Origin of the sequence: Halalkalibacter akibai JCM 9157 (assembly GCF_000513135.1) — a bacterium.
Taxonomy (GTDB): Bacteria; Bacillota; Bacilli; order Bacillales; family Bacillaceae_D; genus Halalkalibacter; species Halalkalibacter akibai.
This window is the reverse complement of record NZ_BAUV01000001.1, coordinates 75,883-90,014: the sequence shown is the minus strand read 5'-3', so window position 1 is coordinate 90,014 and position 14,132 is coordinate 75,883. Positions and strand designations below refer to the sequence as shown.

The following is a 14,132-nucleotide window of genomic DNA, read 5'->3' as shown; positions in this document are numbered from 1 at the left end:
GCAATGATCAGAATCCATTGCTATATCATAGATAAGCTTTATTACCCTTATCGTAGCGAATCGTCTGATGATTGTCTATAAATCTGCTCAGCTACTCAACCCAAATATCATAAAAAATATTGCTTCGATCAACCTCACCAGCATTTAATTTTTTAACCAATTTTTTTGCTTGTATTGACCCCATCTTAGCCGCTTTCGTTATAGTAGAAATCGCCTTTTTCTCTTCTCCGATATGATAAAGAGCGACACCAAAGCTAAAAAGCAACTCAGGACGCAATTCAAGCTCCCACTGTCCTAAATCTTTAAGGCGTTCGTACGCTAATTTAAATTCTCCAACGGCACAAAGAGTTTCAGCCACTTTTACAAAGTGATCACCATCAAGCGGGTACACACGTTTCAATGAATGAATAAAGGGCTCTGCCTTTTTAGCATCTCCATTTTTTTGATAAAACAAAGCTAAATTAGCAATTGCAAACAAGTTACCTTCATCTTTTTCAAGAATGGCTTCACAAATAGAGAAAGCCGAATCGTCGCCAAGACGATAAAGTGCTTCAGCCAAATGATTATGTGCAGCCCAATAAGAAGGATGTTCCGCGATAATCTTCTTCAGAATTGGAATCGAGGCTTCGACATTACCTTCACGCAGCATCGTGTGCGCACGTTCGTGTTCGGCTATTAGTTCATCTTCATCCTCAGCTAACGAATCCCAATCTTCTTCTTCCCGCTCAAATTGTAGTAAGTCTAATAAATCTTTAGCATCTGTTGAAAAACGTTCATTAGGAGATGTTTCTAAATAGCGCAAAGCCATCCGTTCCGCTTTTTCAAACATTCCTAAGTATGCATAATTATTTGCCATAAAGAAGAAACATTCGTCTACGTTTCCTTCTTTTTCATGTAAAACGTTCTGTAAAATCTCATTGGAACGCTCATACTCACCGATCTCCGAGAGTACCGCTGCCAATTGAACATGAAAAACAGGTTCCGTATTTGTGATTTTCACAGCTCGTTCAAAGAGCTTAATCGCACGATGTAAATGATTCTTACGGTAAGCTTCTATGCCGCGATGGAAAAAGTAATCTCCACTTTGAAACATCGGGACAACTTTGCTTTTTTCATGTTCATCTTTAGGTGATATTCCCATTAAATTTGGTACCTCCAGCTTCTCTTCATAACTATCAGTATACAACATTTTAGGTAGAATGGGCTATGTTTTTTGGAGGTTACCTGCCACTAAAGCTCTGATGGGCGAAATGAAACTTATCTTTTTTTCTATTCGTATAATGAATAATACTAACAAGGGAAGTGAGTCTATGTATGAACATACTTTTAGAAGAGTTGAATTAAGCGCATTTAATAAAAAACCGAAAGAAGATTATCAGCAAATTGTGTTTGATTTTGAAAAAGAGGGATGGGAGTTAGTGCAGATTTTCGCCCCTGCACTTCGGGTTACGGCGCGGCTTCTTATTTTGAATTGATTTTTAAGCGGCGGATTGATTAGCGAAAAAAATATTCAATTAAGATATGAGTGTAATGATAGTTACTGTATCGCATTCGCTTCGGAAATATACTTCGCTTTCCGCGGGCGGCTGGTGAGCCTCCTCGTGCAAACGCACTGCGGGGTCTCACCCTTGCCTTTAATCCCGCAGGAGTCTACGTATATTTCCTCCGCTAAGGTTGTGCTAGTTATCAGTCAAGTTTCGATAGTTGTTGTATTCTAATCTCTTACTTATGTCTTTCCTCAAGCACTGCTAACACTTCATCAAGCGGCAGCTTTTGCTCGCGCAGGAGGACTAGTACGTGATAGAGCAGGTCGGCGACTTCCCATTTTAATTCTTCTGGGTCACGGTTTTTGGCAGCGATGATCACTTCTCCTGCTTCTTCTCCGACTTTTTTCAAGATTTTATCAACGCCTTTTTCAAAAAGGTATGTTGTGTAAGCACCATCAGGCATTTCTGCTTCGCGCTCGGCAATCGTGCGCTCAAGTTCATCTAAAATGGCAAAGCGGGTTGGATTTACCCTAATAGCTTCATCTTGTAAAAGCGAATCGGAAAAACAAGTATAAGAGCCTTTATGACAAGCTGGTCCTGCAGGCAAAACAAGAACAACTAAAGCATCGGAATCGCAGTCATAACGCATGTCTACAATCTTCTGTGTATTGCCAGAAGTAGCTCCTTTATGCCAAAGCTCTTGACGAGAACGCGAGTAAAACCACGTTTCTCTCGTTTCAATCGACTTTTCTAGTGATTCCTTATTCATATAAGCAAGAGTTAATACTTCTTTACTCGTTGCATCTTGAACAATGGCTGGGATTAACCCTTTTTCATCAAATTTAATTTGATCGTTTGTCATCGTACGGCCACACCCTTTTCTTTTAAATACGTTTTTACTTCTGCGACCGAGGTTTCTTTATAGTGAAAAATCGAAGCGGCAAGCGCTGCATCAGCTTTGGCTTCTTCAAACACGTCAGCGAAGTCTTCTTTTTTCCCAGCTCCACCTGAAGCAATTACAGGTACAGTAACCGCGTCATTTACGGCTTTTGTTAATGCAAGATCAAAGCCTGTTTTCGCTCCGTCTTGATCCATACTCGTTAGTAAAATTTCTCCCGCACCAAGACGCACCGCTTCCTTCGCCCAAGCTGTCACTTCCCAATCCGTTGCTTTCCGTCCACCGTGAGTGTAAATCCGCCAAGAACCTAGTTCTTCATCGTACTTGGCATCAATCGCGACAACGATGCATTGTGAGCCAAAGAAGTCAGCTCCTTCTTTAATTAACTCCGGTCGATTAACTGCGGCTGTGTTCAATGAAACTTTATCCGCTCCAGCACGTAGCACGCGTTTCATATCTTCAAGTGCGTTAATGCCTCCACCAACCGTAAAAGGAATGGAAAGTGTACCAGCCACTTGTTCAATGACTTCCACCATCGTCTCACGCCCCTCATGAGAGGCTGAGATGTCTAGAAAAACAAGCTCATCAGCTCCTTGTTCATCATAAAAAGCTGCCAGTTCTACTGGGTCACCCGCGTCACGTAGATCAACGAATTGCACGCCTTTGACAACACGACCTTCTTTTACATCAAGGCATGGAACAATGCGTTTAGTCAGCATGTTATTCTCCTCCTTGTAACGCTTCAGCTAACGTGAATTGATTTGTGTACAAGGCTTTGCCGACGATCGCTCCACTCACACCTCTGTTTTTACGTTCACGAAGCTCAGTTAAGTCAGCTAATGAGCTAACTCCACCAGAAGCAATTACCTGTTTTCCTGTTGCTTCAGCCAAAGCCGTAATAGCCACCGTATTAGGACCTGAAAGCATGCCATCGCGGGAAATATCGGTAAAAATAAATACCTCTGCCCCGTGACGTGCTAACTCTTGAGCAAGTGTTTCTGCTTTCACCGAGCTTGTCTCAAGCCAGCCTTCTGTTGCTACGAATCCATCACGTGCATCTAAGCCAATCGCAATTCTTTCTCCACCGTATGTAGCTAACATTTCCTTTGTAAACTCAGGGTTGTTAACAGCTACACTCCCTAAAATAACACGGTCGACGCCTTGCTCAAGGTAAAAGGCTACATCTTCTTTTGTGCGAATGCCTCCGCCAACTTGAACTTTTGCGTCTAGCTCTTTGGCCACACGTAGAACATGCTCATGGTTGACACGTTTTTTTGCTTTTGCCCCGTCTAAGTCGACCATGTGAATCCACTCTGCTCCTGCATCCGCAAATTGTTTGGCCATATCAAATGGAGAGTCACCATAAACCGTTTCCTGATCATAATCTCCTTGTACTAGTCGAACGCATTTGCCGTCTCTCATATCAATTGCTGGATAAATCACAAACTCACTCACGAACTTCTCCTCCTTGTGTCACGAGCTCTCCGAAATTTCTTAAGATCGCCATTCCGACATGACTGCTTTTCTCTGGGTGAAACTGAGTACCAAGAACATTATTCCGACCAACGACTGCCGGGACTGTCACATCATACTCACTTGTCGCAAGTAATACATCCTCAGCCTCTGTTTTGACTACATACGAATGAACAAAATAAACATGACCTTCTTCAACATCTTGCAAAAGAGGCTGGTCTGGTTGATGAAACTCAAGCTTATTCCAACCCATATGTGGCACTTTGTATTTCACACCGTTCGCATCATGACCGACAAAGCGCTCAACGCGTCCTGGAAGCAAGCCTAATCCGGTTGTTTCACCATGTTCGGTACTCTCTTCAAACAACAGTTGCATCCCTAAGCAAATGCCTAAAAGCGGTTTACCTGATTCAGCCCATTCACGCAAAAAATCACTTAAACCCATTTCGTTTAACGTTTTCATCGCATCTGGAAACGCACCAACACCAGGAAGCAAAAGCCCATCTACTTTTTTCAACTCTTCTATGTTATCTGTTAAAATATAATCCAACTCTAAACGCTCCAGTGCCTTACTCACACTGTGCAAGTTCCCCATCCCATAATCTACGATGCCGATCATCTTATAACATCCCCTTCGTTGACGGAACTCCTTTAACACGCTCATCAATACTTGTCGCCTCGTCTAAAGCACGCGCTAGCGCTTTGAACACAGCCTCAATCATATGATGAGTGTTAGAACCATAATGAACGATAATGTGAAGATTCATGCGCGCTTCAAGAGCAAGTTTCCACATGAATTCATGAACAAGTTCAACATCGAACGTCCCAACCTTTTGACTTGGAAATTCAGCTCGGAATTCAAGATGAGGACGATTGCTTAAATCAACGACCACTTGAGCTAATGTTTCATCCATTGGCACAAAGGCATTACCGTAACGACGAATTCCTTTTTTATCTCCTAGCGCTTCCTTTAACACGTGACCTAGGCAAATACCGATATCTTCAGTCGTATGATGATCATCGACCTCTGTATCTCCTTTAGCATCAACTGTTAGATTAAAGTGACCGTGCTTTGTGAAAAGGTCGAGCATGTGTGTTAAAAAAGGAACTCCTGTTTCAAGGTTAGACTGCCCCTCTCCATCTATCGCGAAGTCTAGTTTGATTTGTGTTTCTCCAGTTAATCGTTCAATTTGTGCGCGTCTTTCTGTCATCTTATTTATCCTCCAACCTTATATCAATTGCTCTGGCGTGGGCTTCTAAGCTTCTAAACGAGCCAATGCTGAGATTTTATGTCCGTTTGTTTGTAATGCTTGTTTGCTATAAGAGATAATGCTTGATTTTTTCGTAAAATCATCGACATTAAGTGGGCTTGAGAATCTTGCCGTTCCGTTTGTTGGCAACACGTGGTTCGGTCCTGCAAAATAATCGCCAACAGGCTCTGAACTATAAGGTCCGACAAAAATAGCTCCCGCATGACGAATGCGACCAACAAGGTTCATCGGTTCTTCTGTTAAAATTTCTAAATGCTCCGGGGCAAGTTGATTCACGACATCAATCGCTTCAACAAGATCACGAGCAACATAAATGACGCCATAGTCTCTGATCGAAGCTTCAGCAATCGCTTTTTTCGGAAGCGGTGCGAGCTGTGTCTCGACTTCCACTGCCACTTGTTCTGCAAGTTTTTGTGAAGTGGTCACTAATACAGCTGACGCTTGTTCATCATGTTCGGCTTGCGAAAGTAAATCGGCTGCAATAAAACGTGCATCCGCCTGTTCATCCGCTAACACGACAATTTCACTTGGTCCTGCAATCATATCAATATCCACTTTACCAAAAACCGCTCTTTTCGCTAAAGCGACATAGATATTTCCTGGTCCTGTTATTTTATCAACAGCTTGAATGGATTCAGTCCCATAGGCCAGTGCCGCAACGGCTTGTGCCCCGCCGATTTTATAAATCTCTTTTACATTAAGCTCACTTGCTGTTACAAGAACACTCGCTGGAAGCTTGCCATCCGCTCCGGCTGGTGACACCATCACAATCCGCTCCACTCCCGCCACTTGGGCTGGGATAACATTCATCATAATCGAAGACGGATACGCCGCTTTTCCACCTGGCACATATACCCCAACTGAATCAAGTGGCGTTATTTTTTGACCTAGAATTGTTCCGTCTTCTTTTGTTGTTAACCAAGACTGGCGTTTTTGCCGTTCGTGGAAATCACGGATGTTAGTAATCGCTTCTCTCAGTGCCTCGATCAGGCTTTGATCCATTTCTGCATAAGCACCTTCTAGCTCTTGTTTTGTTACGCGAAAGTTTTCGATGTCTGCGCCATCAAACTTTTTCGTTAATTCACGGATGGCTTGATCACCTTGATCTCGAACTTGTTGAATGATTGCTTCAACCGCTTCACGCTGTGTTTCGGTTCCTGTGTCTATGTCGCGTTTAATGCTTACATCCGCTGTTACTGGAACAATTCTCATGCTTCTTCCCCCTCAACGACCCGTGACAAGCGCTCAACCATTTGGTCAATTCGTTCATCTTGCATCCGGTAACTGACTGGGTTCACAATCAAACGTGATGTAATTGGTACTATCGTTTCGAGTTCAACAAGACCATTTTCCTTTAGCGTTCTTCCTGTTGATACAATATCGACAATCCGGTCAGCAAGCCCGATTAACGGCGCTAATTCAATGGAGCCGTTTAACTTAATGATCTCCACTTGCTCGCCTTGCTCTTTAAAATATTGAGTCGCTAAGTTCGGATATTTAGACGCCACTTTCGGGTTGATGTCTTTCTTTTCATAGCCCGGAAGACCAGCAACTGCTAAGTAACACTCGCTAATTTTCAAGTCAAGTACTTCGTAGACGACGCGCTCTTCTTCGATCATCGTGTCCTTACCTGCCACTCCTACATCAGCAACACCATGTTCGACATAAGTCGGTACATCCATTGGTTTAGCAAGGATAAAGCGCATTTTTTCTTCAGGAACATCTATAATCAACTTGCGCGAATCATCAAATTCCGCTGGCAGATTGTAGCCAGCTTTGCGTAATAACTCAAGTGCTTCTTCAAAAATTCGCCCTTTCGGCATCGCAACCGTTAACCAATCTGTCATTTTACGCTTCTCCTTTCTTTTGACCAATGTAGTAGTACACTTCTGTAAACTGTTCGGACATGCCGTCCACATCGGTTACGCCTGCAATGTCTTGAACAACAACCGCTTCTCCAGCTGCTCTTAGACTAGCAGCCTCTTGGAAAGCTTCCGCACGTCTTTCCTTACTAAAAATAATACACGTTTTCTTTCGCTTTTCTTGCGTTTCACCAATTGCTTCAACTAGAAGATCTAAGCGCAGTCCAAATCCTGTTGCTTGCCCTGGACGCTCAAACTTACCAAGCAATTCATCATAACGGCCGCCACTACAAAGTGGGACTCCTAGGTTGCCACCATACCCTTCAAAGACAGCACCTGTATAGTAGCTCATGTGTAAAACAAGATTTAAATCAAGCTTAACGTATTCTTCAATTCCATAGCTTTCAAGCACTTGCCATAACTCTTCTAATTCCGTTAATGCTTTCGTGCCTTTTTCGTTTGAGATTAATTTTGACGCTTCTTCAAGTGTATTTTTCCCGCCTCGAAGTTTCAGGAGACCAAGAAGTCTTCCTTTATCAATCGAAGACAAAGGCAAGTTCTTCACATGCTCACGGAAGCCAACGTAATTTTTTTCATATAGAAAACGTCTTAACGCATCTGCGCGTTCTCCGACGATATCATCTAATAACGCGTTCACATAGCCTATGTGACCAATTGCCACTTTGAAATTTGTTAGGCCCGCTCGTTTTAATGAAGACACCATAAGTGCAATAACCTCACCATCAGCACTAACAGTTCCATCACCAATCAGCTCTACCCCAATTTGTTCAAACTCAGCTGGCTTTCCACCTTCATGCTGCTGAGCGCGGTAAACATTTGATTGATAAGAGAGTCTCAAAGGATAGGCTTCACCCTTCATGCTAGAAGCCACTAAACGTGCGATTGGTGCGGTCATATCAGGACGAAGCACTAACGTGTTTCCTTGTTGATCTAACAATTTGAAGAGTTGTTGATCTAAAATCGCTGACGCTACACCAACCGTTTCGTAATATTCTAATGTCGGAGTCTCAATCATTTGATAGCCCCAACCACTCATTTCTTCTTCGATCTGCTCTCTCACTTGCTTTTTCATTTCGTACATTCCAGGTAATGTATCCCGCATTCCAAGCGGTTTTTCAAACATAAATGGCTTAGCCACCGAACGTCACTCCCTTATCTTTTCTCCGTTTGTCTGTCAGCTATCTGCTGCAGATCCCCAATTCTTTTTCTATCTTTACATATCATTCGCGATTACTGTCAAAATACCTGTTTTTTCGCGCGCGTTTTAATATGTGAGGTGTTTGTTAATGTTGTTGTTTGAGTTAGATTGATTATTTCACTCTTTGCTTTAGTTCGCTAATGTGCTAATAAGATAAAGTATAGTGTTTAGTTTACAATGACCCGCAATTAGCGTCAACCGTTTTGCAAAAATTCAGGTGATTAGTTGTGGTAGGAGGAGGAATTGTTATATTCAGGAAGTTTGTAAGCGTTTAACTGTGGATAAAAGGGGTAAATGTGCATAACTTGTTGATAAGTGTGTGTATTGTTGGTAGTTATCCACAAATGTGGGGGTCTGACCCCCAGCGCGTTAATGCGTTAATAGGCTGGGGGTCAGACCCCTCAACCGCATTTGAACTACGCGGACAGAGAGGTCTTTATTGGTGCCGATTTAGTTTATTTTCAGCTTCAAACGGTCACTAGGTTCGCTATTTGAGAAAATTCACATTAAAACCAGCTTCATTTTGCCATATAAGGTCACCTGAGTCCGCTAAAGTCGAAATACACTTGTTTTTTGGTTATATAAGGTCTTCTGTGTCCACTCACTTATAGAGTACCTACCTTGTAAACAAGGTACGTCTCAAGACTAAACAGCTGACCCCTAACACCCCTAATAACTAACTTCCCATTTCACCGTTATCATAGCTTAACTGCCATTCTATCCCAAACTTATCAGTTACCTTGCCGTAACACTTGCTCCAAAACGTTTCTTGCAGCTCTAAGCCTACTTTCCCACCGTTCTTTAACTGGTTGAAGTAGTGAGTGATGTTGTCTTGATTTTGACTGATTACAGCTAAGCTAATGTTATTACCTGCTACATATGGTGTTCCAGGGAATGTATCTGAGAACATCACGTTGCTTCCCTCAATTGATAGCCTTGTATGTAAGACAAGATTTTTTGCTTCCTCTGGCATCTTGAAACTTGGATCTGACGGTGTTTCTCCATATGTCATAATTTGTGGAGCTTCTGTTCTAAATACCTCAGCATAATACTCTACTGCTTCGCGACAGTTTCCATTAAAGGTTAGATAAACATCAACAGCCATTACCCCGACTCCTTTTTCTTCTTTTTTAACTTTCTACTTCATTTTGCACCAACCTTAGTAATTTTAAAATTCAATAACATACAAGAAATCACTATTACTTGTTGTAAGACGACAATGCAATTGTCAGAGGTGCTTTCACATAACACGTATATTTTTAAAAGGTTTTCAGAAAATAGAATATATAGCTAGCTCTACTTAGGAGGCTGTTTAAACTTATGAATGCGACGAACCTTATACTTTTGATTACCTTTGGCATCTTCTTAGTCTTATGTATTAGCATGGGTATCTGGGCAATGAAACGTAAAAAAATGAGATAACACTAGTTACCTTATAAAGTCATACAAAAAAACCGAGTACCAACCTTGAATAGGTGTGTACTCGGTTCTTCTTGATTCTTCTCATTAACTCTCGCTCTTTAGCACAGTAACGCATTACCCTAATGGGGGTCAGGCACGCTAACACACAGTAACGCGTTAAACGACTGGGGGTCAGACCCCATCAAACCCCTGCCCTGATCACTCTCATTGGGTTGCCGCCGACAAACGCGCCGGCTGGGACGTCGCGGTGGACGAGCGTCCCTGCTGAGACGATTGCGCCGTCACCAATTGTAACTCCAGGGAGGATCGTCGTATTGGCTCCAATCATCACTTCATCTCCTATAATCACGTCGCCCAAGCGATACTCCTTAATCAAGTATTCATGAGCTAAAATGGTTGTGTTATATCCGATGATCGAGTTACGACCAATTTGAATGCGCTCTGGGAACATGACATCCATCATCACCATGAGCGCAACCGCTGTTTCGTCACCGACCTTCATGCGTAGAAATGTACGATATAGCCAATTTTTGACACCAATAAAAGGAGTATATCTGGCAATTTGAATGACGATGAAGTTTTTAACGACTTTCCAGAAAGGAACCGTTTTATAAATTTGCCAGAGCGAATTTGCTGCTTCTACTGGATATCGCTCTGTTTTTCTTTTCACGACTGATCCGCTCCAACGATGGCGAGTAAGTCACGCATATTCGAAAGCGTGTAGTCCGCTTCATATGTGCGAATCTTTTCCTCACCTTTAATTGACCAGCCAACAACCGCTGTTGGAACGCCTAAGTTTTTACCTGCTAAAACATCAAAATGACTGTCTCCAATCATCATCGCCGTTTCTTTAGAAGAACCTAATGCTTTCAGCGCTTTCTCTAACGGTTCTGGGTCTGGCTTCGCTTTTTCAACATCATCTAAACCAACAACAACATCAAAGAATTTCGCTAATCCCGTTAATTCTAATCCCATTAAAGCCGTTTTACGAATTTTTGTTGTCACAATCGCTAGCTTATAACCTTTTTGATGAAGCTGTTCAATTGTTTCATACACACCTTCATACTCCGTTACGAGCTCATCGTGCTTAGCATGATTAAACGTGCGATACGTTTGAATCATATCCTCAACACGCTCTGGATCAACCGACTCGAAACTATCCGTTAACGGTGGTCCAATAAATTCAATCGCATGCTCTCTCGTGTACTCTCCTGGCTTATAATGCTCAAGCGTATGAAGAAAAGAGGCTATTATTAATTCATTTGTATTAATTAATGTTCCATCTAGGTCAAATAAAAGGGTATCAATGTTCATAAGATGCTTCCTTTCCTTCTTCTAACTGTTGTTTCTTTTCAACTCGTCTCCAAACATAGGCAATCGCAACTGTTAGTAAAATCGCTGTGACCACTCGAATGATTAACAAAGGCAAAATCGGAATACCTAATGGAATGAAAATCAGTGTGTCCTCAACGACTGCGTGACAAGCTACGAGAAAAATAAAAGCCAAATACAAATCTTTCTTTTTCACTCCATCTTCTTTAACAGCTTGAATCATAACTCCTGCCCCGAAAGATAGACCGAAAAATAACCCTGATGCAAGCGTTGTTGACGTATTTTCTTTAATTCCAAGCATTTTCGTAAGAGGTCTCATTGCTTTTGATAAAAAGGCAAGCCAGTTTTTCTCTTTCATAATTTGAATGAACATCATTAACGGGATAACGATAATGGCTAGTTGAATAATTCCAAGCGAAGCACTCATAACTCCCTGCCAAGCAATCGCTAGCCAACCTTCAATTACTTCATTTCCACTATTCGACACAAATCCATATTGCGCAATTTCTTGGCCGCCATCCCAAAGCCAATTGATTAGCAAGGCTGACACAATCGCCAGTCCACACCGAACAACAAGAACAACCCAAATGCGAATCCCAACTTTATGAGCCACAGCCGATTCTAATATGATCGCATGTGAGAAAGACAGCATCACGGCTAATATAAACACTTCTTTCACGGTCAACTCAAGCGTAAGAATGGCTCCGATTGCTGCGTATAAGTTCAGGGCATTTCCAAGAACGAGTGGAATGGCTGCTTCTCCCGGCAAACCAATCCAGCTCATTAACGGTGCAAGTATTCCTGCGATCCACTGTAAAACCGGTGTGTATCCGAGGATTGTAACTATAAGGGTAATCGGAAAAATGATCTTTCCGAGCATCCACGTTGTCTTCAATCCGACAAGAAGCCCGCGTTTAAGCATCCCCATGCTTTCTCCTCCACTCTATCTCTTTATTTTTTCTTTTTTTTCTTTGTTTTTGTTTTTTTCTCTGTAACAGGTAATGCTGGCGCATTGTAATGCGGTGTGTTCGGCTGCATCCGGCGATAAACGATTAAAATAATCGCGGCCACAATGGCGACGATTGACGCAACTTGTGCCGTTTTCAACACTCCACCAATAAGCAAGTAATCAAGTCGAACCATTTCGAGGAAGAATCGTCCGATTGAATAGTAGATCATATACGTCATGAAAATCTCACCTTGTTTCAGGTTTAATTTTCGAAGATAGATTAAAATAAAGAAACCTAGTAAATTCCAAATCGACTCATATAAGAAGGTCGGGTGATAATAAGTTCCGTTAATGTACATTTGATTAATGATGAATTCAGGTAGCATTAACCCTTCTAAATAAGCTCTCGTAACAGGACCACCATACACTTCCTGGTTCATGAAATTGCCCCAACGACCAATCGCCTGCGCAAGAATTAAACTTGGTGCTGTAATATCCGCAATTTGCCAAAAAGAGTAGCCTCGTTTTTTACAAAAGAAATATGCAGTAAGCATCCCACCTATGACACCACCGTGGATCGCTAAGCCGCCCTCCCAAATGTAGAAAGCGCGGATTGGATCGTCCGCAAACTGTTCCCACCTAAAAATCACATAATAAATTCGCGCAGAAATAATTGCGATTGGAAGAGCAAACAAAAGTAAATCCGCGTATGTATCCTTTGGAAAACCTCGTTTCACTGCTTCCTTTGTCGCTATAATGTACCCAATAAAAACGCCTAAACCAATTAAAGCTCCATACCAATAAATTTTAAAAGGACCTATTTCTAAGAAGATCCTACTTAAAGGTTGAATTGTTTCCTCCATTGTTCCACCTCACCTTATCTCTCTAGCAACCAATCTCACTTTTTAGCGGAATTCCTCGTGATCTCCTTCTTCGATCACATCTGTTAAACGGGCCGAAAATTCTTGAGCGGCATCGTAACCAAGGCGCTTTAAGCGAAAATTCATCGCTGCCACTTCAATAATAACAGCTAAGTTACGACCTGGTCGAACCGGAACCGTTAGCTTCGTGATATCTGTATCAATAATACGCATCTTTTCTTCTTCTAAACCTAAACGATCATACGCTTTTTTCTGATCCCAAAGCTCTAGATGAATACAAAGGACAATCCGTTTAAACGGACGAACAGCTCCTGCACCAAACAACGTCATCACGTTGATGATTCCTAAACCACGAATTTCAAGTAAATGCTGAATCAAATCTGGCGAACGACCAACAAGTGTTCCTTCGCTTTCTTGACGGATCTCAACAGAATCATCGGCAATCAGACGATGTCCACGACGAACAAGGTCTAGTGCTGTCTCACTTTTACCTACGCCGCTGTTCCCAGTGATTAATACACCAATGCCGTAAATGTCGACCAATACCCCATGAACAGCTGTCATTGGTGCTAGTTCACTTTCTAAGAAAGTCGTAATACTACTACTCAATCTCGTTGTCGGCATGCTAGAACGTAAAATCGGCACACCAACTTTATTAGCAGCATCAATTAACTCAGGTGGCACTTGTAAACCACGTGATAAGACAATTCCAGGTGTATCATATGTACACAGCTTCAACATTCTTTCTTCTTTTTCATGTTGTTTTAAATGTTCGAAAAACGAAAGTTCTGTTCTTCCTAATAATTGAAGGCGCTTCGCTGGATAGTACGTAAAATACCCTGCCATCTCAATTCCGGGTCTGGAAATATCACTCGTTGTAATCGGGCGATAGATTCCTTCTTCTCCGGCGATTAACTCTAAATTAAATCGCTCTAGTAAATCATTTGCAGTAACTTTTGCCACTTCTTATCCCACCTTCGTGATCTCTATGGTTGAAAAAATTAATCACAATTATAGTAAGTACGTTTTCCATTTTAGCACGTTTTATATTAGAAGAAAGTAGTTCGTTATAAAACGTTTAACAGCTCTATTTTGTAGTTTGTGATTTTTCAGAGAGATTCATGATTTTTTCTGCCAAAATACTTCTTTTTGAGACTGTTTTCGGTTAGTCTTCCTGAATGGGTTCGTTCATTACGCTCCATCCACTCGCTTTCCGCGGGGAGGTGTCAAGCCTCCTCGGCTGCGCCTGTGGTGTCTTGACCCTACCTCTAAATCCCGCAGGAGTCGAGTGACTTCCGCTTCATTTCACTATAGCTCGACACCTTTAACACCAACCCT

14 protein-coding genes and 2 pseudogenes are annotated in these 14,132 nt (G+C 42.0%); 1 reads left to right on the top strand and 15 read right to left on the bottom strand.

Going from position 1 to position 14,132, the window contains the following annotated elements; translation table 11 throughout:
* Positions 1-91: 91 nt before the first annotated feature.
* Positions 92-1,141 carry a tetratricopeptide repeat protein gene (locus JCM9157_RS00455; RefSeq protein WP_035660942.1) on the bottom strand — a complete coding sequence of 350 codons (1,050 nt, stop codon included), beginning with the start codon at positions 1,139-1,141 and terminating at the stop codon, positions 92-94.
* 169 nt (positions 1,142-1,310) lie between these two features.
* Here JCM9157_RS00455 and JCM9157_RS00450 point away from each other — a divergent pair.
* Positions 1,311-1,498, top strand: a pseudogene (locus JCM9157_RS00450) (DUF4177 domain-containing protein).
* Positions 1,499-1,722: 224 nt separating this feature from the next.
* On the opposite strand, the gene hisIE reads toward JCM9157_RS00450, so the two are convergent.
* The 14 genes and pseudogenes from hisIE to hprK all read right to left on the bottom strand — a co-directional run bounded on the left by hisIE (position 1,723) and on the right by hprK (position 13,757).
* A complete protein-coding gene (hisIE, locus tag JCM9157_RS00445) occupies positions 1,723-2,349 on the bottom strand; it encodes a bifunctional phosphoribosyl-AMP cyclohydrolase/phosphoribosyl-ATP diphosphatase HisIE (RefSeq protein ID WP_035660940.1) in 627 nt (208 codons plus the stop codon).
* Complete coding sequence (hisF, locus tag JCM9157_RS00440) at positions 2,346-3,104, bottom strand: imidazole glycerol phosphate synthase subunit HisF (RefSeq protein WP_035660938.1); 759 nt, start codon at positions 3,102-3,104, stop codon at positions 2,346-2,348. Before hisF ends, hisIE begins: the two co-directional genes overlap by 4 nt.
* A gap of 1 nt (position 3,105) precedes the next feature.
* Positions 3,106-3,840 carry a 1-(5-phosphoribosyl)-5-[(5-phosphoribosylamino)methylideneamino]imidazole-4-carboxamide isomerase gene (hisA, locus tag JCM9157_RS00435; protein WP_035660935.1) on the bottom strand — a complete coding sequence of 245 codons (735 nt, stop codon included), beginning with the start codon at positions 3,838-3,840 and terminating at the stop codon, positions 3,106-3,108.
* Positions 3,833-4,477, bottom strand: coding sequence for an imidazole glycerol phosphate synthase subunit HisH (gene hisH / locus JCM9157_RS00430; protein WP_035660932.1), 645 nt, complete (start codon positions 4,475-4,477; stop codon positions 3,833-3,835). The genes hisA and hisH overlap by 8 nt, the downstream gene beginning before the upstream one ends.
* Position 4,478: 1 nt before the next feature.
* The gene (gene hisB / locus JCM9157_RS00425) at positions 4,479-5,069 is read right to left on the bottom strand and encodes an imidazoleglycerol-phosphate dehydratase HisB (protein WP_035660929.1); all 591 of its coding nucleotides are present in this window, start codon (positions 5,067-5,069) and stop codon (positions 4,479-4,481) included.
* A gap of 1 nt (position 5,070) precedes the next feature.
* A pseudogene (gene hisD / locus JCM9157_RS00420) lies at positions 5,071-6,341 on the bottom strand (histidinol dehydrogenase).
* A complete protein-coding gene (hisG, locus tag JCM9157_RS00415) occupies positions 6,338-6,976 on the bottom strand; it encodes an ATP phosphoribosyltransferase (RefSeq protein WP_035660926.1) in 639 nt (212 codons plus the stop codon). Before hisG ends, hisD begins: the two are co-directional and overlap by 4 nt.
* Before the next feature lies 1 nt (position 6,977).
* A complete protein-coding gene (locus JCM9157_RS00410) occupies positions 6,978-8,150 on the bottom strand; it encodes an ATP phosphoribosyltransferase regulatory subunit (RefSeq protein WP_173401239.1) in 1,173 nt (390 codons plus the stop codon).
* Positions 8,151-8,886: 736 nt separating this feature from the next.
* Positions 8,887-9,315: a VOC family protein gene (locus tag JCM9157_RS00405; RefSeq protein ID WP_035660924.1), complete on the bottom strand. Its 429-nt coding sequence runs from the start codon at positions 9,313-9,315 to the stop codon at positions 8,887-8,889.
* Between the two features lie 498 nt (positions 9,316-9,813).
* The gene (locus JCM9157_RS00400) at positions 9,814-10,302 is read right to left on the bottom strand and encodes an acyltransferase (RefSeq protein WP_035660921.1); all 489 of its coding nucleotides are present in this window, start codon (positions 10,300-10,302) and stop codon (positions 9,814-9,816) included.
* On the bottom strand, positions 10,299-10,946 hold the full coding sequence (gene ppaX / locus JCM9157_RS00395) for a pyrophosphatase PpaX (RefSeq protein WP_035660919.1): 648 nt from the start codon (positions 10,944-10,946) through the stop codon (positions 10,299-10,301). Before ppaX ends, JCM9157_RS00400 begins: the two co-directional genes overlap by 4 nt.
* On the bottom strand, positions 10,936-11,892 hold the full coding sequence (locus tag JCM9157_RS00390; RefSeq protein ID WP_035660916.1) for a nucleoside recognition domain-containing protein: 957 nt from the start codon (positions 11,890-11,892) through the stop codon (positions 10,936-10,938). Before JCM9157_RS00390 ends, ppaX begins: the two co-directional genes overlap by 11 nt.
* Before the next feature lie 23 nt (positions 11,893-11,915).
* Positions 11,916-12,776 (bottom strand): prolipoprotein diacylglyceryl transferase, encoded by an 861-nt coding sequence (lgt, locus tag JCM9157_RS00385; protein ID WP_035660913.1) that lies wholly within the window; start codon positions 12,774-12,776, stop codon positions 11,916-11,918.
* A 42-nt stretch (positions 12,777-12,818) separates the two neighbouring features.
* Complete coding sequence (hprK, locus tag JCM9157_RS00380; RefSeq protein WP_035660910.1) at positions 12,819-13,757, bottom strand: HPr(Ser) kinase/phosphatase; 939 nt, start codon at positions 13,755-13,757, stop codon at positions 12,819-12,821.
* Positions 13,758-14,132: the final 375 nt, after the last annotated feature.